Source organism: Comamonas squillarum, assembly GCF_025309455.1.
GTDB lineage: Bacteria > Pseudomonadota > Gammaproteobacteria > Burkholderiales > Burkholderiaceae_C > Comamonas > Comamonas squillarum.
On record NZ_CP104377.1, the window covers coordinates 2,945,414 to 2,966,891 of the forward strand.

Here is a 21,478-nt window from a genome sequence, read left to right on the forward strand (position 1 = left end):
CAATGAATCCAAGAACCGTGACGAAGCTACGCGGCTTCACACTGATCGAGTTGATGATCGTGGTCGCCGTGGTGGGCATCCTGACGGCGATCGCGCTGCCCAGTTATAACGAGTACATCCGTCGTGGTCACCGCGCCGACGCGCGTGCCACCCTGCTGCAGGCGGCGCAGTGGATGGAGCGTGCGGCTACTGCCAACGGTACCTACCCAACGAGTCTTCCTAGTAGCATGACCTCCATGGCCTCCGGCCGCTATGCGATCAGCCTGGACTCCGATGGCGCAACCTTTACGCTGACAGCCACGGCCCAAAATGCCCAGGAACATGACAAGTGTGGCAACTACACGCTGACCAATACTGGTCTGCAGGGAGCCAACGGAAAAACGGAAGGTGCCTCCGGCTACGACAGTAGCTGCTGGAGCAAATAAATCGAGCATCCGTCAACCAATGCAAAAAGGCTCCTGCAACCCATTGCCGGAGCCTTTTTTTACCGCCCATCCTCAGGGCAAAACCATCACCCCAACGCCCCCCGCATCTGCTCAATCACCCCCTTGTAATCAGGCTTGCCAAAAATTGCGCTACCCGCCACAAAGGTGTCCGCACCCGCATCCGCCACGCGGCGGATATTGGTTTCCTTGATGCCGCCGTCGACCTCCAGGCGGATGTCCTTGCCGCTGGCGTCAATGCGCTTGCGCGTCGCTTCGATCTTGCGCAGGGTCGAGTCGATGAAGCTTTGGCCGCCAAAACCGGGGTTGACGCTCATCAGCAAGACCAGGTCGATGTCCTCGATCACCCAGTCCAGCACGTCGAGCGGCATCGCCGGATTGAACACCAGACCGGCCTTGCAGCCCTGCGCCTTGATGGCCTGGATGCTGCGGTGTACATGGGCCGAAGCATCGGGGTGGAAGCTGATATAGTCGGCGCCTGCCTGGGCAAAGGCGGCGGCCAGCTCGTCCACCGGCTGCACCATCAGGTGCACATCGATGGGTGCCGGCGTACCGTCGGGCTTGATCGCATGGGGCTTCAAGGCTGCGCAAACCATCGGCCCAAAGGTCAGATTGGGCACATAATGGTTGTCCATGACGTCAAAATGTATCCAGTCCGCGCCGGCGGCCAGTACGTTGCGCACTTCCTCGCCCAGGCGGCCAAAGTCTGCGGACAGGATTGAGGGGGCAATTCGGTAGGTGGAGCTCATCCCTCTATTGTCGCAGTTAGTATTTCTACCTGACTTCAATCCAGTTTCACATGCCAAAGTTCCAGTTTGAGGTGTCGGTGACACCACAGTACCTGCCCGAGCAGTCCCTGCCCGAGGCCGGCGTATTCCACTTTGTCTATAGCATCATCATTCGCAACAGTGGTGAGGTTCCCGCGCAGCTGATCGCACGGCACTGGATCATCAAGGACGCCACCGGTCTGGTCCAGGAAGTCAAAGGCCTGGGCGTGGTGGGCCACCAGCCGCTGCTCGCGCCCGGCGAATCCTTCGAGTACCAGAGCCAGTGCCGCCTGGCCACGCCGCAAGGCAGTATGGAAGGCAGCTACCTGTGCATCAGCGATGAGGCCCAGACCTTTGACTGCCCGATTCCGCGCTTCACGCTCGACGCCACCCAGTACCCCGCCCAAGACGACGACCTGGCGCAAGGACGAGTGCTGCATTGATGTTCCGCAAGAAGAAACCTGATCCGCTGGCGCAGTTGCTCGCAGCGCTCGACCCCGATGCACCGCTGGCCGAGCGCAACCTCTGGATCATCGAGATCGCCGCCTGGATTCGCGGCCAGCAAAACTCGGTCGACGCGGCCGTGGCCCGCGTCAGCCAACTGCTGGACGCCATTGAGGGCGATGCCGCGCTGCGGGACAAAGTGCAGCGCTGGTGGGCCGTGCAACTGCAGACGGTGGACCTCACCGCGCTGCTGGCCGATTTTGGCTTTGCGCCCCGCACCGCCTTCTTCAACGAGATGGCCGAGCGCCTGCGCTGGAAGCTGCTGCCCTCTACGCCCGAGACGATCGACGCCACCGTGCTGTTTTCGATGGTCTTGCACACGCCTTTTGATGCCCAGTGGCTCAAGGCCATGGACAAGCCCTTGCTCGAGCGCATTGCCCAGCTGCTGTCGCCCGGCTTTGTGTCACTGGAGGTGATGGTCGTCCCCACGCAGATTGCGCAAAGCGATGTGGGTGCCGGCAGCATTGCCGGGCTGGAGCACTACGGCAACCGCCTCTCGCCCTGGCAGCATCTGGTGCTCAACGCGATCACCTATTGCGCCGGCCAGATTCTGGCGGCCGGCTTTGCGCCTGAGCTGCGCCTGCGCATGAGCGGCAGCGCCAAAAACACCCAGCCTTTCTACAGCCTGATCAGCGGCGTCGAAGAGCTGCGCCGCGCGATGCTGCACCCCAGCCCCAAGGCCGCCGAAGTGCTGGAGGCCGAAGAGAATGTACGCCGCAGCCTGGACGAATGCCGCACCGCCGTGGCCTCGATCTACGAACACTTTGAAGACAATGGCGTCTCGGTCGGGGTCGTCTTCCGGCTGCGCCAGCTGCGCATGCGCATCTTGCGCGTGCGCGAGCTGCTCGACTGCCTGCTGTCGGCCAACCCCAAGGTCATCACCGCCAAGCTGCTGGCCCACCTGGTGGCCGTGGGCCTGGAGCGCCAGAGCATCCGCGCGCTGATCTCGTCCAACTCGTCGCTGTTGGCCTCCAAGGTGGCCGAGCGCAGCGCCGAGACCGGTGAGCACTACATCACGCGCGACAAGCGCGAGTACGCGCAGATGGCGCGCAAGGCGGCCGGTGGCGGCCTGGTGATGGCCTTCACCACCTTGATCAAGTTCGCACTGCATGCGGTGGCCATCTCCGCGTTCTGGGGCGGCTTCATTGCCGGCATCAACTACGCGATCAGCTTTGTGCTGATCCAGCTGCTGCATTTCACCGTCGCCACCAAGCAACCAGCGATGACGGCCCCGGCGATGGCCGCCAAGCTCAAGGAATCGGGCGATACCGAGGCGGGCATGGCCTCCTTTGTCGACGAGGTCAGCTACCTGGTGCGCTCCCAGGTGGCCGCCGTGCTGGGCAATGTGTTCACCGTCTTCCCGATGGTGCTGCTGCTCACCTGGGGCTGGGCGCGAGCCACTGGCGCGCCCTTTATCGACCAGCACGAGGCCGAGCAGACGCTGAAGTCATTGACCCTGCTGGGCCCCTCGGTGTTCTATGCCGCGTTCACCGGGGTGCTGCTGTTCTCCTCGAGCATCATCGCCGGCTGGACCGAAAACTGGTTTGTGCTGCACCATATGGATTCGGCCATCCGCTACAACCCGCGCATCACCGGCTTTTTGGGCAAGGCGCGGGCTGCGCGCTGGGCGGGCTTCATGCGCCGCCATATCTCCGGCTTTGCCTCGAATATTTCGCTGGGTTTCATGCTGGGCTTGATCCCCGTAGTGGCACAGTTCTTTGGCCTGCCCATCGATATCCGCCACGTGACCCTCGCTGCCGGCCAGATCGCCGCAGCTGCCACCAGCATGGGCTTGGAGGTGCTGCATTTCCACGGCTTCTGGCTCTGCGTGGCGGCCCTGCCCTTGCTGGGCGGCTTCAACATTCTGGTGAGCTTCTACCTGGCGTTCCGCCTGGCCCTGCGCGCGCAAAACGTCAGCAATGTCGAGCGCTCGCACATCTACAAGGCGCTCATCAAGCGGGTGCTGACGCGGCCACTGAGCTTTTTGCTACCGCTGCGCCTGAACCGCAACGCTAGCCCGGGAGGCCGCTGATATGGCACAGGGTGAGTTCGAACTGATTGCGCAGTACTTCCATCGGCCGGTGCAGCGGACCGTGCTTGGCGTCGGAGACGACTGCGCCCTGCTCGCGCCCAAGCCCGGCATGCAGCTGGCCATCTCCAGCGATATGCTGCTGCAGGGCCGCCACTTCTTTGCCGATGTGGACCCGCGCACGCTGGGCCACAAGGCGCTGGCCGTCAACCTCAGCGACCTGGCCGCCACGGGCGCCCAGCCGCTGGCCTTTACCCTGGCGCTGGCCCTGCCATCGGTCGATGCGCCCTGGCTGCAAGGCTTCTCGGAGGGCATGTTCGCCTTGGCCGATGCGCATGGCTGCGAGCTGGTGGGCGGTGACACCACCCAGGGCCCACTCAATATCTGCATCACCGTGTTGGGCGAGGTGCCGGCCGGCCAGGCGCTGCTGCGCAGCGGCGCCCAGCCCGGCGATGACATCTATGTCAGCGGCCAGCTGGGCGATGCCCGCTTGGCGCTCGAGGCCTTGCTTGGCCAGGTGCAGCTTCCCGCCGCTACGCTGGCCGCTGCCCGCCAGCGGCTCGAAAGCCCCAGCCCGCGTGTCGCCCTGGGCATGGCGCTGCGCGGCATTGCCAGCAGTGCGCTCGATCTGAGCGATGGCCTGGCCGGCGACCTGGGCCATATCCTGCAAGCCAGTGGCGTGGGTGCCGAGCTGCAGGCGGACCAGGTACTGGCGTGCATGGCAGCGACCGCAGGTGCCCCGGGCGCTGCGCTCAACCTGCCCATCGATCTGCAACTGCAATGCTGCCTGGCGGGCGGCGACGACTACGAGCTGTGCTTTACCGCCGCCGCAGACCGGCGCGATGCCGTGCAGCAGGCCAGCCTGGCCGCGCAGACGCCGGTGCAGCGCATTGGCCGCATCACCGCTACACCGGGCCTGCGCGTGCGCGATGCGCAGGGCCAGCCCATCGCGCAGCGCTGGGCCTCGTTTGACCACTTCAAGGCCTGACGGCTTGGTGGGCTGGCGCCGTTTGGCGCTGCACAGCAACTTGCCGCAGGCTTATGATGGCGGGCATGAGCGACTCGCCCTTTCCACCTTCTGCGCCCGGCGCCGCAGCCAACGCATCGGCGCCCCGCCGCGCCAACTGGACCTTCATGCTGCGCAACCCTTTGCACTGGATGGCGCTGGGCTTTGGCTCGGGACTGAGCCCGGTGGCACCGGGAACGGTGGGCACCTTGTGGGCCTGGGTCGCCTACCTGGTGCTGCAGCTGTGGCTGACGCCTGCGGCGATTGGCTGGGTGATTGGCGCATCGCTCGTGCTCGGCTGGTGGGCCTGCACGACCACCGCGCGCAACCTGGGCGTGGCGGATCCCGGCGCCATTGTCTGGGACGAGATCATCGCCTTCTGGCTCATTTTGTGGCTGGTCATGCCCACGGGCTTCTGGGGCCAGCTGACGGCCTTTGTGCTGTTCCGCTTTTTCGACGCCGTCAAACCCCAGCCGGTGCGCTGGGCGGATCGCTGCTTCAAGGGCTTTGGCTGGGGCGGCGGTTGGGGCATCATCTGGGACGATCTGGTCGCCGCTTTCTGCACCTTGCTTGTCATCGCCATCGGGAGACATCTGCTATGAACGCCACCGCCGCCTTGCTGACCAAAGATGGGCTGCCCCTGCCGGAAACCGTGGCCCAGCTGGCCCAGCACCTGAGCCAACGAGGCTGGATGATGGCCACGGCCGAAAGCTGCACCGGCGGCCTGATCGCAGGCGCTTGCACCGAGCGGCCCGGCTCCAGCCAGTGGCTCGATTGCGGCTTTGTCACCTACTCCAACCGGGCCAAATCCGCGATGCTGGATGTGCCCGCTGCGCTGATCGCCGCCCACGGCGCCGTCAGCGAGCCCGTCGCCCGCGCGATGGCCGAAGGTGCGATCGCGCAGTCCCAGGCACAGGTCAGCGTGGCGGTGACCGGCGTGGCCGGGCCCGATGGCGGCAGCGCCAGCAAGCCCGTTGGCACCGTTTGGTTTGGCTGGCAGGTGGCCGGGCAACTGCACAGCGAAGTGCAGCGCTTTGACGGCGACCGCCACGCAGTGCGCCAGGCCACCGTGCGGCATGCGCTGCGCCGCCTGCTGGAGCTGGTGCAGGCCGCGCCTGCGCAGTAAGCGCTGTCCCACATCCGAACTTAGCCTTGGCCGATGTGGCAAGCGCGTGCGCTGCGCCACACTTCAACCATGGCAACCCGGTTTGCAGCACTCTTCTGACTGACAGCCGATGAGACCAAGAGGAGAACCCTGATGAAACGACTTGCAATCACTACCGCTTCCATCGTTCTGGCCCTGAGCGGCCTGACCGCTTGCTCCAGCAATCCCACCAATGCCCAGATCGGCACCGGCGTAGGCGCTGTTGCCGGTGGTGTGTTGGGTGATGCCGTGTTCGGCTCGACCTTGGGTACCATTGGCGGTGCTGCTGCCGGCGCCTATTTTGGTAACCAGGTCGGCGACAACATGGATGGCAACCGCCGCCGTCGTTAAGCCTTGAACCCGGGGGCCTTATCGGCCCCTCAGGTATTCCCGGCTATCGGCCCGCTGCCATCAGCAGCACCAGCACCAACAACACCGCCAGTGCGGTGAACAGGATTTTTACCCAGCTATAGGGTTGCTCACCGGCCAACTGGCCGGTGTAGCCGTTGGCAAGAATCTGGTAGCTCTTGCTGCCATAGGTGTAGCCCACCAGCCAGACAGGCACCAGCACATGCTTGAAGCTGCGCCCCTGGTACTGGCGCCGCACCTGCAGGTTGCGGTAGGTATCGCCCGGTATCTGGCGCGCGCACAGGGTCTCTACCTGCTGGTCCATATCCCCTTCGTTGATCGTCGCAGCCCGGTTCAGGTCGACCTGGTAGCGCTCCACGGTCCAGCCGCGCACAAACTCGGGCGAATAGGGTTTGAGGTCCGTCCGCGTTGGAAAAGGCTCGACCTTCTGCAGCAGCCCCTGGTGCACCCCGACCGTGCCCGCGACCAGTTCATCGTCAAAGAAATGCTGCAGGCTGCCCGAGGCCGGCTCCCAGCGCACATGGCGTACCTGGCGCGTGCTGATGTTGCCATTGGCGTCGCGGTACTGCTCGGTGGTGTAGTAGTAAAAGCCGGCGTCCGCCCGCCACTGGGCCTGCACATGGGCGTCAAAGGTCCAGTACGGCAGGTAGATACCTTTGAGCGTATCGGTCAGCGCCGCGTTCTTGAACTTGTTGGGTGCAAACCAGCGGCTGCCATACCATTTGCGGATCAGGTCGCGCACCTGGCCATCGCTCACCTTGAACGGCAGCAGGCTTTGCGGCGTGATCGCATCGTTGCGCTCTTCATGTGCCTGAATCGCAGGGGAGCCACAAAAATCGCAGCGCGACGCGACCCGCCCGTCAACAAAGACCGAAATCGCGCGGCAGTTCTGGCACTGGTACTCGCGCCGCGCCTCGCCCCAGCCGCGTCCGCTGGCGGGGTTGGCCAGCGCGGCGGCCAGGTCCTGCTCGACGATGTCACCGCCCAGCTGTTGCTGTTGCTCCTCGGTCCAGGGCACCACCGTGCCGCAGTAGGGGCACTTGAGCGACTGCACCTTGGCATTCCATTCCAGATTGCCGCCGCATTCGGGGCAGACATGCCTGGCCACCATCGAGGTCGGTGGCGGCGCAAAGGGGTCGGTGGCGGGAGTGGGTGAATTCACGGTCAAACTCAGCGTTGGCGCACAGCAGGTCTGCGCCACGGGCTCTCAAAACGGGGGCACGCCAACGCACATGCACCGGCAAAGCAGGGGTACATGCGCGGTGAGTGCAGATTTATCCGCGCAGGAATTCGTTCAGCGATTCCTGCGAGATGCGCCAGGCGCTGCCAATCTTGCGGCCCTTGAGCGCGCCCGACTCCAGCTCAGTCAGCACATCCTGCACCGTCACGCCCAGCGCCTGGGCCGCCTGCTCGGGCGTCAGCACCTGCAGGCCGGCGCCGGCGGCCGCAGCCGCAGCGGGCGCCGCTTGCGCAGCCTGGGCTGCAGCGGGCGAGAAGGGGTCGGCTGCAGCAGCGCCCGAAGGCTGCTGCATGCCCTTCATCATCTCCTGCGCCATGCCAAAGCCCATCGCCATGGTCGCGGGGATGGTGGCCGCCGCTGCGCCTTCGCCGCCGTTGGCCATCGCCTGGCCCATCTGGTACTTCACATAGTCGTTCAAGTTGCCGATCGCGCTCATCGACGAGCGCTTGTCGATCGCCTCTTCGACTTCGGGCGGCACCGAGACGTTTTCCAGCAGGAAGCTGGTGATCTCCAGGCCGTATTTCTCGGTGACGGCCGGGTTGATCAGCTGCAGCAGCGCATCACCCATCTCGGTGTAGCGCTGGGCCACATCGAGCACGGGCACCTGGGCGCGGGCCAGCGCTTCGCTGAAGATGCTGACAATGCGCGAGCGCATCGTGTCGGCAAACTCGTCGAGGCGGAAATTCTGGTCCGTGCCCGCCACTTCCTTGAGGAACTTGGCTGGCTGCACAATGCGGAAGTCATAGGTGCCGAAGGCGCGCAGGCGCACAACACCGAAGTCCTTGTCGCGCATCATCACCGGGTTGGAGGTACCCCATTTGTTGCCGGTGAAGAGGCGCGTATTGACGTAGTAGACATCGCACTTGAAGGGCGAATTGAAACCGTACTTCCAGCCGCGCAGGGTCGACAGAATCGGGATGTTCTGCGTCGTCAGCTGGTGGCGGCCGGGGCCGAACAGGTCGGCGAACTGGCCTTCGGAGACAAACTGCACCTGCTGCGATTCGCGCACGATCAGCTGGGCGCCGTTCTTGATTTCCTTGTCCTCATCAGGCCAGCGGTACGACAAGGTATCGCGCGAGTCATCGGTCCACTCGATGATCTCGATCAGTTGCTTGGTGATGATGTTCATGAGGTTCATCGGGGATCCTTGGCCAAAAGAGGATGAAAACCAAGCCATTCTAGAGCCACTGCCCGCTCGCGGCCATGCCAATCTGGGCCCGCACAGCAAAACAGCCGCAAAAGCGGCTGTTCTCAGAGCGGATGGTGAACGCCTGCTATCAGGCGCCGCAACATTTCTTGAACTTCTTGCCGCTGCCGCAGGAGCAGGGGTCATTGCGGCCGGGCACCTCGCCCTTGACGATGGTGGCCTGGCGCGGGCCCATGCTCTTCCAGATCTGGCGCAGGTCATACACCGCCCAGATCGCCTCACCAAAGGTCTCCACGCGCTCCTGGCTGGTGCTGGCCGGGCCGTTTTCGTCGTACATGCAGACGGTGGGAGTGCCGGTGTCATCCTCGGTCAGGGCCACCACCGATTCGAGCGCGTCGTTCAGCCAGCGGGCCGCTTCCTTGTCGCGCGGTGCGATCCACTCATCGGCCCAGTTTTCCACGACAAACATGAAGCCCAGCGCCCAGACCTGGCCAAACGAGGGGATCTCCTGGCCGTCCAGCTCCTGGCGCTCTTCCTCGGGCAGGCTGGCAATGGCGCCGCGCATGTCCATCGCATCGGGCTGGAAGGTGTCATCGTCTTCGAGGCTCTTGACATCGGCGTCAAGCTGGCCCGTCACTTCGTTCCAGCGGATCTGCCACAGTTCCAGAAAGCGGTCCTGCTGGGCGCGGTCCTTGAAGGCCGGCAGCAGCGGCAGCTTGCCGTCCGCATCGCGCTCCAGCAGCTCGCCATCGCCCACCAGCATCGGCAGAAACTCCTCGACCGGCACCGCGCGGCGCGTGCAGACCAGCGCGGTGAGTGCGCCGTCGGCAAATTCCCACTGCGGAATTTCTTCGGCGCGCGTGCGCATGTCTTCCAGGATCTGGTCGATCTCGGTCAGCTGGTCGTCATTCAATCCATCGGGGATCTGGGGCTGGGTCATCGGTGCTCTCTCAATAGGGGGCCGCACAGCACAAACCCCTGCACGCTTGCAATGCCACCAGCGCCCCCTATGATGGGTCTGGTTTTGTAACAACATTGCAATGGCAGACGGCCGCTGCGCCAGGCAGGGCCTGCAGTGTAGCGCCAGCCAGGCGCCTGTGCTGCAGCCCGGGATTTGCGCGCGCTTTTGGGCCGTCTGACCTGCACAGACACCCCCATGAACCAGCTCAACAAGATTTTTCCCGTCCGCTACACCGTGATGGTGCTGTGCATGCTCCTGCTGGTCGCCGGCATCATCGCGCTGGTGCTGCAGGCCAGCGCCTGGTGGTGGCTGGCCGTGCTGGCCGGCGCCGCGCTCACGCTGCTGGGCCTGCGCGACCGGCGCCAGACGCGCCACGCTATTTTGCGCAACTACCCGGTCATCGGTCATATGCGCTTTTTCCTGGAGTTCATCCGCCCGGAGATGCGCCAGTACTTCATCGAAAGCGACACCGAGGCCCTGCCCTTCTCGCGCGCCCAGCGCTCGCTGGTCTACCAGCGCGCCAAGGGCGATCCGGACAACCGCCCTTTTGGCACCTTGATGGATGTGGGCGCACGCGGCTATGAATGGGTCAACCACTCGATGGCGCCCACGCGGCTGGACGGCCATGATTTCCGTGTCTGGATCGGCGGCTCGCCCGATGCGCCGTCGCAGTCGGTGGCGCCCTGCACCCAGCCCTACCATGCCAGCGTTTTCAACATCTCGGCGATGAGCTTTGGCGCGCTGTCGGCCAATGCCATCCTGGCGCTGAACAAGGGCGCGCAGATTGGCGGCTTTGCCCATGACACCGGCGAAGGCTCGATCAGCCAGCACCACCGCGTGCACGGCGGCGACCTGATCTGGGAGGTGGCCTCGGGTTACTTTGGCTGCCGCAATGACGACGGCAGCTTCAGTGAAGAGCGCTATATCGCCAACGCCACCCAGCCCCAGGTCAAGATGATCGAGCTCAAGCTCAGCCAGGGCGCCAAGCCCGGCCATGGCGGTGTGCTGCCCGGCGCCAAGGTCACGCCCGAGATTGCCGCGGCGCGCGGCATTCCGGTGGGCATCGACTGCATCTCGCCGGCCCGGCACAGCGCCTTCTCCACGCCCGAGGAGATGATGCACTTCATCGCCCGCCTGCGCACGCTCTCGGGCGGCAAGCCCACCGGCTTCAAGTTCTGCCTGGGCCACCCCTGGGAGTGGTTTGCCATCGTCAAGGCCATGCTCAAGACCGGCATCACGCCGGACTTCATCGTCGTCGACGGTGCTGAAGGTGGCACCGGCGCAGCGCCTGTCGAATTCACCGACCATGTCGGCGTGCCGCTGCAAGAAGGCCTGCTCTTGGTGCACAACACCCTGATCGGCGTGAACCTGCGCGACCGCATCAAGCTGGGCGCCGCCGGCAAGGTCATCACTGCCTTTGACATCACCCGCATGATGGCGCTGGGCGCCGACTGGTGCAATGCCGGCCGGGGCTTCATGATGGCGCTGGGCTGCATCCAGGCCCAGACCTGCCACACCGGCAACTGCCCCACCGGCGTCACCACGCAAGATGGCGTGCGCCAGCAGGCCCTGGTCGTGCCCGACAAGGCCACGCGCGTGGCCCAGTTCCACAAGAGCACCCTGCATGCGCTGCAGGAGCTGGTGCAGGCCGCCGGCCTCCAGCACCCTTGCGAGCTCAATGCCCACCATATCGTGCGCCGCATCAGCGACACCGAGGTGCGCCTGCTGTCCAACCTGCTGCTGCAGGTGCGGCCCGGCGCGCTGCTCGACGACCTGGCGCACCAGCACGATGTCTTTCGCACCTACTGGCCGCTGGCCAGCGCCGAGAGTTTCCAGCCGCTGGCGCAGCCCCATGTCAAACCCTCGGCACCGGCCGACCACCAGGACATGGTGCCCCAGGCCGCCGAGGCTTCTTGAGCGCGCAGCGATAATGCAAGGTTTTCACTGTTGCTGGAGTGGCCGCTGCGGCGTGCGCCCCGCTTGCGCATGACCGATACCGCTTCCCCCTTACAGCCCCCTGCCCCCGCTGGCGCCCCGCCCGGCGCCGCATCTGCCGAGCGCCCGGACTATGCCGCATTTTTGCAGCAGCACCTGGCCAGCCAGGCCTTCAATGTGGTGCGCTATGAGCTGCCCGGTGAATCGGTCTGGCTCAAAAAAGCCGGCCCGGCGATAGCCGCCTGGCGCTACCGGACCTTGGGCCTGCTCTCGCGCTGGCTGGATGTGCCGGTGCTACAGCCCGTGGTCAACCCCGGCGGGCAAGCCGCTATTGCGACCGAGGTGCGGCGCCTGCGCGACCTGCATGCGCGCGGCCTGCGCGTGCCGCTGGTGCTGGCCGATGCGCCTGAGGGCTTTCTGATGCGCCACCTGGGCCTGCCCGGCGGCAATACCCCGTCGCTCAGCGACGAAATCGAGGCGGCAGCCCGCCAAGCCCCCGCCAGCACCCTGGCGCTGTGGCAGCAGGGCTTTGCCGCGCTGCAGCGCGTGCATGCCAGCGGCACCTGCCTGAGCCAGGCCTTTGCCCGCAACATGGTGCGCTGCCCCGATGGCGTCATTGGCTATATCGACTTTGAAGACGACCCGCTGGCGACCTTGCCGCCTGCGCTGTGCATCGTCAAGGATGCGCTGTGCTATGCGCATTCCACCGCGCTGTTCCTGGACAATGCCGGCACCCTGGAGGCCGCACGTGCCGATTGGCATGGCTGGCTGGCGCAGACCGATCCTGCGGTGCGCGCCGCGCTGGAGCGCACCGTGCAGCAGATGCGCTGGGTCGGCAAGCTGCCCAACCAGCGCAAGCTGGGGCGCGATACCTTGCGCCTGCGGGCGATGTACGGGCTGCTGCGCCCACTGCCCTGACCACCGGTTCGCGGCATTTCTCAGACAAAAAAATGGCCTGCATCTGCAGGCCATTCCTTTTGGAGCGAGGCGCTATCAGCCCTTGGCGGTATCCACCACCGGCACCTGCACGGGCGCGCTCTCCAGCACGGTTTCGTTGTTAAGCACCGCGTTGAGCTTGGTATAGTCCAGCGCGTTTTCCCAGCGCGAGACCACGACGGTAGCCACGGCATTGCCGATGAAGTTGGTCAGCGAACGGCACTCGGACATGAAACGGTCCACGCCCAGAATCAGCGCCATGCCGGCCACTGGCACTTCCGGCACCACGGCCAGGGTGGCAGCCAGCGTGATAAAGCCCGCGCCGGTCACGCCCGCAGCGCCCTTGGAGCTCAGCATCGCCACCAGCAGCAGCGCAATCTGGTGTCCCAGGGTCAGGTGGGTGTCGGTCGCCTGGGCGATGAACAGCGCCGCCAAGGTCATGTAGATATTGGTGCCGTCGAGGTTGAAGGAGTAGCCAGTTGGAACCACCAGGCCCACCACGGACTTGCTGCAGCCAGCCTTTTCCATCTTGTGCATCAGCGATGGCAGCGCCGATTCGGACGACGAGGTACCCAGCACCAGCAGCAGCTCATCCTTGAGGTAGCGGATCAGCTTGAGCACCGAGAAACCGCAGGCACGGGCCACGGCACCCAGAATCACCAGCACAAAGAGCAGCGAGGTGATGTAGAAGGTCGCGACCAGCTCGGCCAGGTTCAAGAGCGAGCCCAGACCGAACTTGCCGATCGTGAACGCCATCGCGCCAAAGGCACCGATGGGCGCGAGCTTCATCACGATGTTGACCAGCTTGAAGACGGGCTTGGTCAGCGATTCGAGCAGGTTGAGCACGGGCTTGCCGCTGTCACCGACCATGGCCAGCGACACGCCAAACAGCACTGCCACCAGCAGCACTTGCAAAATGTTGTCGCCGACAAAGGGACTGATCAGCGTCTTGGGGATGATGTCCATGACAAAACCGGTCAGGGTCATGTCATGCGACTTGGCCACATAGGAGCTCACTTCCTTCTGGTCCAGATCGGCTACATTGATGTGCATGCCGGCGCCCGGCTGCATCACATTGGCCACGATCAGGCCCACGATCAGCGCCAGGGTCGAGAAGGTCAGGAAGTACACCATGGCCTTGCCAAACACGCGGCCCACGGTACTCAGGTGCGTCATGTTCGCAATGCCGGTCACGATGGTCAGAAAGATCACCGGCGCGATGATCATCTTGATCAGCTTGATGAACGCATCACCAAAGGGCTTCATCGCCGCACCATATTGGGGCTCGAAATGCCCCAACAAGACACCGATGGTGATACCGATAATCACCTGGAAGTACAAAGTCCGGTAAAAAGGCGGCGCCTGGACGGGCGCCTGGCTGGCGGTGGTATCAATCTGCATGGTGGGGCTCCAAAGATGCTCGGCACCAACTCGGTGCGCTGAGGCGCGTTTGTATCCCAGCCCTTACAGATTGCCCATTAGACATTAGTATTAGGCGCCGCCTTCTCAGAGCTACGGAAAACCCATACTTCGGGAAAATACCTAGGCCTCCGTTACATGTTTCCGATCATTCCCCGCCGCTCCCTGCGATCCCTGTGGACCTTCTGCGCCGTGCTGCTGAGCACGGTGGCTGCCGCTGCAGGCGCCTGGCACTGGATGCTGCAGCACAGCCTGGCCGAGGAAAACCTGCAGGCCCACCGCCAGCTCGTCCTGTATGCGCAGGCGCTCAGCCAGCGCCTGGATCGCTACCGGGTGCTGCCCGATGTGCTGGCGCTCGACGCCGAGCTGCGCGAGGCGCTGACCCACCCGCAAAGCCCCGAGCAGGTGCTGCGCCTCAACCGCAAGCTGGAGCAGGCCAACGGCGCGAGCCTGGCCTCCACCCTCACCTTGATCGATGCCCAGGGCGTGGCGCTGGCAGCCAGCAACTGGCGCAGCCCTTCGAGCAATGTGGGCGAGGACTACAGCTTTCGCCCCTATGTGCAACTGGCGCTGGCCCAGGACAAGGGCAGCTTCTACGGCATTGGCATGACCACCGGCGAGGCCGGTTATTTCCTCTCGCGCGCCATCAGCAGCGATGCCGGTGGCCAGCACCGGGTGCTGGGCCTGATCGCGATCAAGATCGTGCTGCTGGAGCTCGAGCGCGAATGGATCCAGAACCCCGACATCGTGCTGGCCAGCGATGCCAATGGCGTCGTGTTTCTGGCCAGCAACGAGGACTGGCGCTACCGCAAGCTCAAGCCCATCGATGCCCGTGCGCAGCAGGAGATGGACCGCACCCAGCAGTACCGCAGCCAGCCGCTCAAGCCCATGCGCTATGCGCAGGAGCAGCCGCTGGACGAAGGCGGCGCGCTGGTGCAGTGGCAGGACCCGGGCGTGGGCCGCAAGCTCTGGCAAACCGTGACCTTGCCCGAAACCGGCTGGCAGCTGCATATCCTGCATGATGTGGACAACAGCGTGGCGTCGGCCTGGTGGGCCGCTGGCGCGGCGGGCGGCAGCTGGCTGGCGCTGTCGCTGCTGCTGCTCTATGCGCGCCAGCGCCAGCGCCTGTCGGCCTTGCGCCAGCGCAGCCGCGAAGAGCTCGAGGCCCTCTTGAAGCAACACGCGCAGGAGCTGCGCACTGCGCAAGATGGCATCGTGGCCGCCGCCCACCAGGCCGATGCCGGCCACAGCCAGAGCCTGGAACACCTGCCCCAGGGCGTGGTGGTGATCGATGCCGCGCTGAACCTGGTCGCCTGGAACTCGCGCTACATGGAGCTGTTCCGGCTGCCGGCGGGCCTGTTGAAAGTGGGTATGCCGGTCGAGGAGCTGTACCGCTACAACGCGCGCCGGGGCCTGCTGGGCTCGGGCGACATCGACGAGGCCATCGAGCGGCGCATGCAGTTTTTGCGCAGCGGCAAGCCCCATGCGCGCGAGAGCGAAAAGGCCGACGGCACGGTACTGGAGATCCGCGGCAACCCCCTGCCCGATGGCGGTTTTGTGACCAGCTATGCCGACATCACCAGCTACAAGAACGCCGCGCGCGAGCTGCGCTCCCTGGCCGATGCGCTGGAAAAGCGCATTGCCGACCGCACCGAAGACCTGGCCCAGGCCAAGCGCGAGGCCGAGCAGGCCAACCGCTACAAATCCAAGTTTGTCGCCGCCGCCGTGCATGACCTGCTGCAGCCGCTGAACGCCGCGCGCGTGTTTGCATCGCTGCTGCGCCAGCATGTGCAGGGCGACAAGGCCTTGCAGCTGGCCAGCGATGTCGAAGGCGCGCTGGCCTCGCAGGACGACATCCTGAACAGCCTGCTCGATATTGCACGCATGGAATCGGGCCAGCTTGAGGTGAACCGCCGTGACTTTGCGCTGCAGCCCATGCTGGCCCAGCTGGGCAGCAGCCTGGGCGTGCTGGCCCAGGGCCATGGCCTGCAGCTGCAGGTCATTCCCTGCCGCGCGGTGGTGCACAGCGACGAGGCGCTGCTGCGCCGCATCGTGCAGAACTTTCTCTCCAACGCCATCCGCTACACGCGCCAGGGCCGCATTGTGCTGGGCTGCCGCCGCGTCGGCCAGCATCTGCGCATCGAGGTGCATGACCAGGGCCCGGGCATCCCCGAGAGCCTGCACCGCGAGATTTTTGAAGAATTCCGCCGGCTGGAGACTGGCCGCCAGCATGAGCGCGGCGCCGGCCTGGGCCTGGCCATTGTCGAGCGCCTGGGGCGCCTGTTGCAGCACCCGATTGGCCTGCGCTCGGCGCTGGGCCGGGGTTCGGTCTTCTGGGTCGAGGTGCCATTGAGCCAAACCGCCTTGGCCCCGGAGCCCGCGCGCGAGCCCATGGAGGCAGCACCTGCGGTCGCCAACGCCGCACCGCTGCAAGGCGCCAGCGCCTGGTGCATTGGCCCGGCCGCCATCGCCGGCGCCGCCCCGCTGCTGCAGCGCTGGGGCTGCCAGGTGGTACCGCAGGCCGATGCCGAGGCGGCCTTGGCACAGGCCCAACGCAGCCAAAACGCATGGCCGGCTTTGCTGGTGGTGGATGCGGCGCATGCCACGCCAGCAGCAGTCCGTGCCTTGCAGGCCTGCGGGCACAAGGCGCCGGGCGTTGTCTGGCTCAGCACCGATGCGGGCCAGCAGGATGCCGCCAGCCAGCAGGCCAGTGTGCTGGGTTGGGGGGTGCTGACGCAGCCCGCGCGGCCGGCGGCGCTGCGTGCGCTGGTCGGCCAGCTGCTGCTACGAGCCGGTAACACGACCCAGCAAACCGAAGGTTTGCGATTGAGACGAGGCGTCATGCCGCAGGCAGTACAGTAGTACGACAAGGCAGGGCAACGACGTATCAAGGGTTGTGTTAGCGGGTCTACGCAAGCGCTGAGTCGTCCGTGGGCAAGCCGCCATCGGCCTCCAGGTTGCGCACCAGCACGGCGACCTGGGTGCGGCTGTGGCAGCCGAGCTTTTTCAAGATGGCGGTCACATGTACCTTGACGGTGTGCTCGGTCACGCCCATCTCCTGCGCAATCTGCTTGTTGAGCAGGCCATCGGCCAGGTACAGCAGGGTCTTGAACTGGTGCGGTGTCAGCTGCGCCATGCGGGCGGCCAGCTCGGCATCCTCCTGCGACAGCTCGGCGGCCATCGAGGGAAAGACGGTGTCACCTTCCAGCACCGCCTCGATCGCTGCGGTGATCGCGTCGGCGGCGGCGGCCTTGGAGATAAAGCCCGAGGCGCCAAACTGCTGGGCGCGGCGGATGATGCGCGGGTGGTCATTGGACGAGATGACGACCACCGGCAACTGCGGGTAGGCGCCGCGCACATGCAGCAGCGCCGAAAAACCATGGGTGCCCGGCATCGTCAGATCGAGCAGCACCAGCTCGATGCCGGGGTGGGCCGCCAGCGCTGCGCTGAGCGAGCTGGCACTGGAGGCTTCGAGCACCTCGAAGGCGCCAAAACGCCCCCGGATCACCTGCACCACGGCAGCGCGAAACAGGGGGTGGTCATCGGCAACAAGCAAGGCGGGAGGGGACATAGACGATAGTCTGCCATGGCTGGACTTCTCCTGTACTGCGCCACCTCCCTGAAGTCCCGCCAAAGCGCTGTGTTTTCGCGTCAATCCATCGAGATCTTCGCCGCATCGACAATCGATTTCCAGTGCGCCGCATCGCGGGCCAGCAGCGGCTTGAACTCCGCCGGCGTCGAGCCCACGGGGATCAGGCCCATGTCCAGCAGGCGCTTGCTGATCTCTGGCATCTTGACGATGGCCGCCAGCTCATTGCCGAGCTTGTCCACAATCGGCTGCGGGGTGCTGGCCGGTACAAAATAGCCAAACCAGCCATTGGCCTCAAAGCCGCTGTAGCCGGCCTCGGCCATCGTTGGCACATCGGGCAACGCCGGGTGGCGCTGCGCGCCCGTGACCGCCAGGATGCTGACCTTGTCCGATTTGATATGCGGGTAGGCAGCGGCCGCATCGATAAAAGCCGATTCGAGCTGGCCGCCGAGCATCGCCGCCATCTCCGGGCCCGAGCCCTGGTAAGGCACATGCACCATGTCGATGCCGGCTTTGAGCTTGAGCTGCTCGCCATGCAGGTGTGACGAGGTGGCATTGCCGTAGGAGCCATAGTTGAGCTTGCCCGGCTGGGCCTTGGCCTTGGCGACAAACTGCTGCAGGCTGGTGATGCCCGAGCTGCGCGGCACAAACACCAGGTCGGCCGACTTGACCGCCTGCGACACGGGCGCCAGATCGCTCAACTGGTAGGGCACCTTCTTGTAAAGCGCCGGGATCTGCACCAGCGCGGTGATGCCCAGCAGCACCGTGTAGCCATCGCCCGGCGCCTTGGCCACCAGGTCGTTGCCCATCATGCCGCTGGCTCCGGGCTTGTTGTCCACAATCACCGGCTGGCCCCAGCGCTGCGACAGCTGGGTGCCCATCAGGCGGGCAATGATGTCGGTGCCCCCTCCTGCGGGGTAGGGCACCACCAGGCGGATGGGCTTGCTGGGGTAGTTGTCGGCGGCCAGGGCGCTGCCCGTGGCGAGCATCAGGGCAGCGCAGGCGGCAGTGGTGAGCACACGGCCCAGGGCCGAGCGGCGGTTTTGCATGGTTTGTCTCCTTGTTGCTGGTTATGCCGCTGGCGCGCTCTGTGGCGTGCTCGGGGCGCTGGTCATGGTCAAAGCGTTCTGGCAATGATTTCCTTCATGATCTCGTCGCTGCCGCCGTAGATGCGGCCAATGCGGGCATCGGTCCAGGCCCGGCCGACCTGGTACTCGGTCATATAGCCGTAGCCGCCGTGCAGCTGCAAAAATTCGTCAAGCAGCTTGTTCTGCAGCGCCGTCGCATTGAGCTTGACCATCGCTGCGCGGTCCGGTGTCAGCTCGCGCGTCAGGTGCAGGCGCATGCAGTCATCGACAAACACGCGCAACATCGTCGCCTGGGCCTTGGCCTCGGCCAGCTTGAAGCGGGTGTTCTGGAACTCAAACACCGTCTGGCCAAAGGCCTTGCGCTCGCGGGTGTAGTCCACGGTCTTTTGCAAGAAGGCCTCGATCGACATCGCAGCGCGCACCGCCACCACCAGGCGCTCCTGCGCGAGCTCGTGCATCAGGTACTTGAAGCCCATGTTCTCTTCGCCCAGCAGGTTGTCCACCGGCACGCGCACGTTGTCAAAGAACAGCTCCGAGGTGTCCTGCGCCATGAGACCGATCTTCTCGAGCTTGCGGCCCTTGGCAAAACCGGGCGTGCCGTCTTCCACCACGATCAGCGATACGCCCTTGGCCCCCAGATCGGGCGCCGTCTTGCAGACCACGACGACGATCTCGGCATTGATGCCGTTGGTGATAAAGGTCTTGGCGCCATTGATCACATAGTGATCGCCGTCACGCTTGGCCGTGGTGCGCACCGATTTGAGGTCGCTGCCCGCGCCGGGCTCGGTCATCGCAATCGCGCCGATCATCTCGCCCGCTGCCATCTTGGGCAGCCAGCGGTCCTTCTGCGCGCTGTTGCCATAGGCATGGATATAGGGCGCCACGATGTCCGAGTGCAGCGGAAAGCCCAGGCCGCTGGCACCCGTGCGGGCAATCTCTTCGATCAGCACCGCCGCATGGCCAAAATCGCCCCCGCTGCCATAGGGTTCGGGCAGCATGGTGTTGAGCAAGCCCTCGCGGCCTGCCTTGCGCCAGACCTCCTTGGGCACAATGCCATCGCGCTCCCACTGCGCATGGAAGGGCACGATCTCCTTGTCAAAGAAATGGCGGACGGCATCACGAAATTGCACATGGTCTTCGCGGAACACGCTGCGTTGGGTCAGGTCTTGCATGGTGGTCAAAGGGTGAAAGGAAGAGAAATGAATGAGGGGCATCAGCCCTGGGGGCCGCTGCTACTGCGCAGGCCAAAACCCGCCTGCGGCGCCTCCTTGAAACGGTCCTTGAGCACGCGGCGCAGCAGCTTGCCGGTCTCCAGCCGGGGCAGGCTGGCCTCAAACACCAGGCGCTGGGGCCGCTTGACCTTGGACAGGCTGCCAGCGGCCTGGTCGACGATCGCGCGGGCCATGGCCTCATCGGGCGAAAAGCCGGGCTTGAGTACCACGACGGCCAGGGTCTGCTCGCCAAAGTCCTCATCGGGCACGCCAACCACGGCCACCTCTTCCACGGCGGCATGCTGGGCCAGCGCGTTCTCAATCTCTTGCGGATAGAGGTTGACCCCGCCCGACAAAATCAGGTCAGCGCGCCGGTCGCTCAGGAACAGAAAGCCTTCGGCATCGACATGGCCGATGTCGCCATAGGTGGCCCAGCCGCGCGCGTCGATGGCCTCGCGCGTCTTGCGCTCGTCATTGAGGTACTGGAAAGCGCCGCCGCCCGAGAAATACACGCGGCCCACCTCGCCGACCCCCAGCTCCTGGCCGTCGTCGCCAACGATATGCAGCTGGCCGCTGATGGCCCGGCCCACCGAGCCCGGCCGTGCACGCCATTGGGCCGAGTCGATCAAGGTGGTGCCGCAGCCTTCGGAGCCGGCGTAGTACTCCAGCAAGATGTCGCCCCACCAGTCCAGCATGCCTTGCTTGACGGCCACCGGGCAGGGCGCTGCCGCATGGATCGCCACGCGGTGGCTGTCCAGCCGGTAGCGGCGCTTGACCTCATCAGGGAGCTTGAGCAGGCGCCCCAGCATCGTCGGCACCCACTGGCTGTGGGTCACCTGGTAGCGCTCGATCAGCGCCAGCGCCTGCTCGGGGTCGAAGCGGCTCATGATGATGGCCGAGCCGCCGACATCCAGGGTGCGCAGGCTGTAGCGCAAGGGCGCTGCATGGTAGAGCGGTGCGGGCGAGAGGTAGACGGTGTCCTCATCAAACCGCATGCTGCGCATCCAGGCGGCGACCTCGGGATCGCGCTGCTGCCGATAGGCCGCTGCCAGCAGCGGCTTTTTGATGCCCTTGGGCCGGCCGGTGGTGCCGCTGGAATAGAGCAGATCGCGGCCCAGCGGGCGCGTGGCCAGGTCGATCTGCGCGCCCTGGGGCACGGCGGCCAGCGCATCGGCCAGGGGCGCCACGCCGGGCGTATCGCCATCGACCGAATAGCAGGCCAGCGCCAGGCCCTGCACGGCCTCTTGCGCGGTCGGCCAGGTCTTGCGGGAGACCAGCAGCATCCGGGCGCCGCTGTCCTGGGCGATATAGGCCACCTCGGCGGCCGTCAGGTGCGTGCTGATGACGGCCGCATACAGGCCGGCCAGCCGCGCGGCCAGCACCAGCTGCACGATCTCATAGCGGTTCTCCAGCAGCACCGCGATGGTCTCTTCGGCCTGCAGCCCCTGCTGCGCCAGCCACTGCGCCATCTGCTGGGCCCCCTGCGCTATCTCGCCTGCGGTGTAGCGCCTGCCGCTGTCGGCCTGCGTCAAAACCACCCGCTCGGGCTGGGCCTGGGCCCAGCTGAAGAAGTTGTGCATCTCCTCGGTCTCCGTGGTGCACAGGAGAGCGCTGCACGCAATCACCTGTGTTACATCTTTACTCTAATTTTGAATCAGTCGTCTCGAATTTCGAGACTTCACGGACAGTA

The 21,478-nt window shown here is 65.2% G+C and carries 19 protein-coding genes; 10 read left to right on the forward strand and 9 right to left on the reverse strand.

All coding sequences use genetic code 11. The features are described from left to right. Window positions 1-2: 2 nt before the first annotated feature. Window positions 3-425 (forward strand): type IV pilin protein, encoded by a 423-nt coding sequence (locus N4T19_RS13625; RefSeq protein WP_313900064.1) that lies wholly within the window; start codon window positions 3-5, stop codon window positions 423-425. A gap of 86 nt (window positions 426-511) precedes the next feature. Here the strand turns inward: N4T19_RS13625 and rpe are convergent, their stop codons facing one another. Further along, window positions 512-1,192 (reverse strand): ribulose-phosphate 3-epimerase, encoded by a 681-nt coding sequence (gene rpe, locus N4T19_RS13630; RefSeq protein WP_260718279.1) that lies wholly within the window; start codon window positions 1,190-1,192, stop codon window positions 512-514. A 50-nt stretch (window positions 1,193-1,242) separates the two neighbouring features. Here rpe and apaG point away from each other — a divergent pair, with 50 nt between their 5' ends. The 6 genes from apaG (at window position 1,243) to N4T19_RS13660 (ending at window position 6,244) form a co-directional block, all read left to right on the forward strand. Then, window positions 1,243-1,653: a Co2+/Mg2+ efflux protein ApaG gene (apaG, locus tag N4T19_RS13635; protein ID WP_021025695.1), complete on the forward strand. Its 411-nt coding sequence runs from the start codon at window positions 1,243-1,245 to the stop codon at window positions 1,651-1,653. Then, the gene (locus N4T19_RS13640; protein ID WP_182343786.1) at window positions 1,653-3,746 is read left to right on the forward strand and encodes a site-specific recombinase; all 2,094 of its coding nucleotides are present in this window, start codon (window positions 1,653-1,655) and stop codon (window positions 3,744-3,746) included. The genes apaG and N4T19_RS13640 overlap by 1 nt, the downstream gene beginning before the upstream one ends. Window position 3,747: 1 nt before the next feature. Further along, a complete protein-coding gene (gene thiL / locus N4T19_RS13645; protein WP_260718280.1) occupies window positions 3,748-4,731 on the forward strand; it encodes a thiamine-phosphate kinase in 984 nt (327 codons plus the stop codon). Window positions 4,732-4,796: 65 nt separating this feature from the next. Further along, a complete protein-coding gene (locus N4T19_RS13650) occupies window positions 4,797-5,351 on the forward strand; it encodes a phosphatidylglycerophosphatase A family protein (RefSeq protein WP_409935112.1) in 555 nt (184 codons plus the stop codon). After that, window positions 5,348-5,875, forward strand: a complete 528-nt coding sequence (locus N4T19_RS13655) for a CinA family protein (RefSeq protein WP_116926278.1) — start codon at window positions 5,348-5,350, stop codon at window positions 5,873-5,875. The genes N4T19_RS13650 and N4T19_RS13655 overlap by 4 nt, the downstream gene beginning before the upstream one ends. Before the next feature lie 132 nt (window positions 5,876-6,007). After that, the gene (locus N4T19_RS13660; RefSeq protein ID WP_027010612.1) at window positions 6,008-6,244 is read left to right on the forward strand and encodes a glycine zipper domain-containing protein; all 237 of its coding nucleotides are present in this window, start codon (window positions 6,008-6,010) and stop codon (window positions 6,242-6,244) included. A gap of 43 nt (window positions 6,245-6,287) precedes the next feature. Here the strand turns inward: N4T19_RS13660 and N4T19_RS13665 are convergent, their stop codons facing one another. From N4T19_RS13665 to N4T19_RS13675, 3 genes are all read right to left on the reverse strand, one after another. Continuing rightward, window positions 6,288-7,373: a TFIIB-type zinc ribbon-containing protein gene (locus N4T19_RS13665; protein ID WP_313900093.1), complete on the reverse strand. Its 1,086-nt coding sequence runs from the start codon at window positions 7,371-7,373 to the stop codon at window positions 6,288-6,290. Between the two features lie 163 nt (window positions 7,374-7,536). Continuing rightward, window positions 7,537-8,640, reverse strand: coding sequence for an SPFH and helix-turn-helix domain-containing protein (locus tag N4T19_RS13670; RefSeq protein ID WP_116926276.1), 1,104 nt, complete (start codon window positions 8,638-8,640; stop codon window positions 7,537-7,539). Between the two features lie 139 nt (window positions 8,641-8,779). After that, complete coding sequence (locus N4T19_RS13675) at window positions 8,780-9,589, reverse strand: UPF0149 family protein (RefSeq protein ID WP_116926275.1); 810 nt, start codon at window positions 9,587-9,589, stop codon at window positions 8,780-8,782. A 216-nt stretch (window positions 9,590-9,805) separates the two neighbouring features. Between N4T19_RS13675 and N4T19_RS13680 the strand changes: the two genes are divergently transcribed. Both N4T19_RS13680 and N4T19_RS13685 read left to right on the forward strand, forming a co-directional pair. Next, the gene (locus N4T19_RS13680; RefSeq protein WP_182343792.1) at window positions 9,806-11,527 is read left to right on the forward strand and encodes an FMN-binding glutamate synthase family protein; all 1,722 of its coding nucleotides are present in this window, start codon (window positions 9,806-9,808) and stop codon (window positions 11,525-11,527) included. Between the two features lie 69 nt (window positions 11,528-11,596). Then, window positions 11,597-12,463 (forward strand): BUD32 family EKC/KEOPS complex subunit, encoded by an 867-nt coding sequence (locus N4T19_RS13685; protein WP_260718282.1) that lies wholly within the window; start codon window positions 11,597-11,599, stop codon window positions 12,461-12,463. 75 nt (window positions 12,464-12,538) lie between these two features. Here N4T19_RS13685 and N4T19_RS13690 read toward each other — a convergent pair whose 3' ends face one another. Beyond that, window positions 12,539-13,882 carry a dicarboxylate/amino acid:cation symporter gene (locus N4T19_RS13690; RefSeq protein ID WP_165841196.1) on the reverse strand — a complete coding sequence of 448 codons (1,344 nt, stop codon included), beginning with the start codon at window positions 13,880-13,882 and terminating at the stop codon, window positions 12,539-12,541. Window positions 13,883-14,038: 156 nt separating this feature from the next. On the opposite strand from N4T19_RS13690, the gene N4T19_RS13695 reads away from it, so the two are divergent. Continuing rightward, a complete protein-coding gene (locus N4T19_RS13695) occupies window positions 14,039-16,762 on the forward strand; it encodes a sensor histidine kinase (protein WP_409935113.1) in 2,724 nt (907 codons plus the stop codon). 46 nt (window positions 16,763-16,808) lie between these two features. Here the strand turns inward: N4T19_RS13695 and N4T19_RS13700 are convergent, their stop codons facing one another. The 4 genes from N4T19_RS13700 to N4T19_RS13715 all read right to left on the reverse strand — a co-directional run bounded on the left by N4T19_RS13700 (window position 16,809) and on the right by N4T19_RS13715 (window position 21,368). Next, window positions 16,809-17,471: a response regulator gene (locus N4T19_RS13700; protein ID WP_260718283.1), complete on the reverse strand. Its 663-nt coding sequence runs from the start codon at window positions 17,469-17,471 to the stop codon at window positions 16,809-16,811. 80 nt (window positions 17,472-17,551) lie between these two features. Next, the gene (locus N4T19_RS13705) at window positions 17,552-18,538 is read right to left on the reverse strand and encodes a Bug family tripartite tricarboxylate transporter substrate binding protein (protein ID WP_116926272.1); all 987 of its coding nucleotides are present in this window, start codon (window positions 18,536-18,538) and stop codon (window positions 17,552-17,554) included. Window positions 18,539-18,606: 68 nt separating this feature from the next. Further along, window positions 18,607-19,749 carry an acyl-CoA dehydrogenase family protein gene (locus tag N4T19_RS13710; protein ID WP_116926390.1) on the reverse strand — a complete coding sequence of 381 codons (1,143 nt, stop codon included), beginning with the start codon at window positions 19,747-19,749 and terminating at the stop codon, window positions 18,607-18,609. A 41-nt stretch (window positions 19,750-19,790) separates the two neighbouring features. Further along, complete coding sequence (locus N4T19_RS13715) at window positions 19,791-21,368, reverse strand: AMP-binding protein (RefSeq protein WP_260718284.1); 1,578 nt, start codon at window positions 21,366-21,368, stop codon at window positions 19,791-19,793. Window positions 21,369-21,478 lie beyond the last annotated feature (110 nt).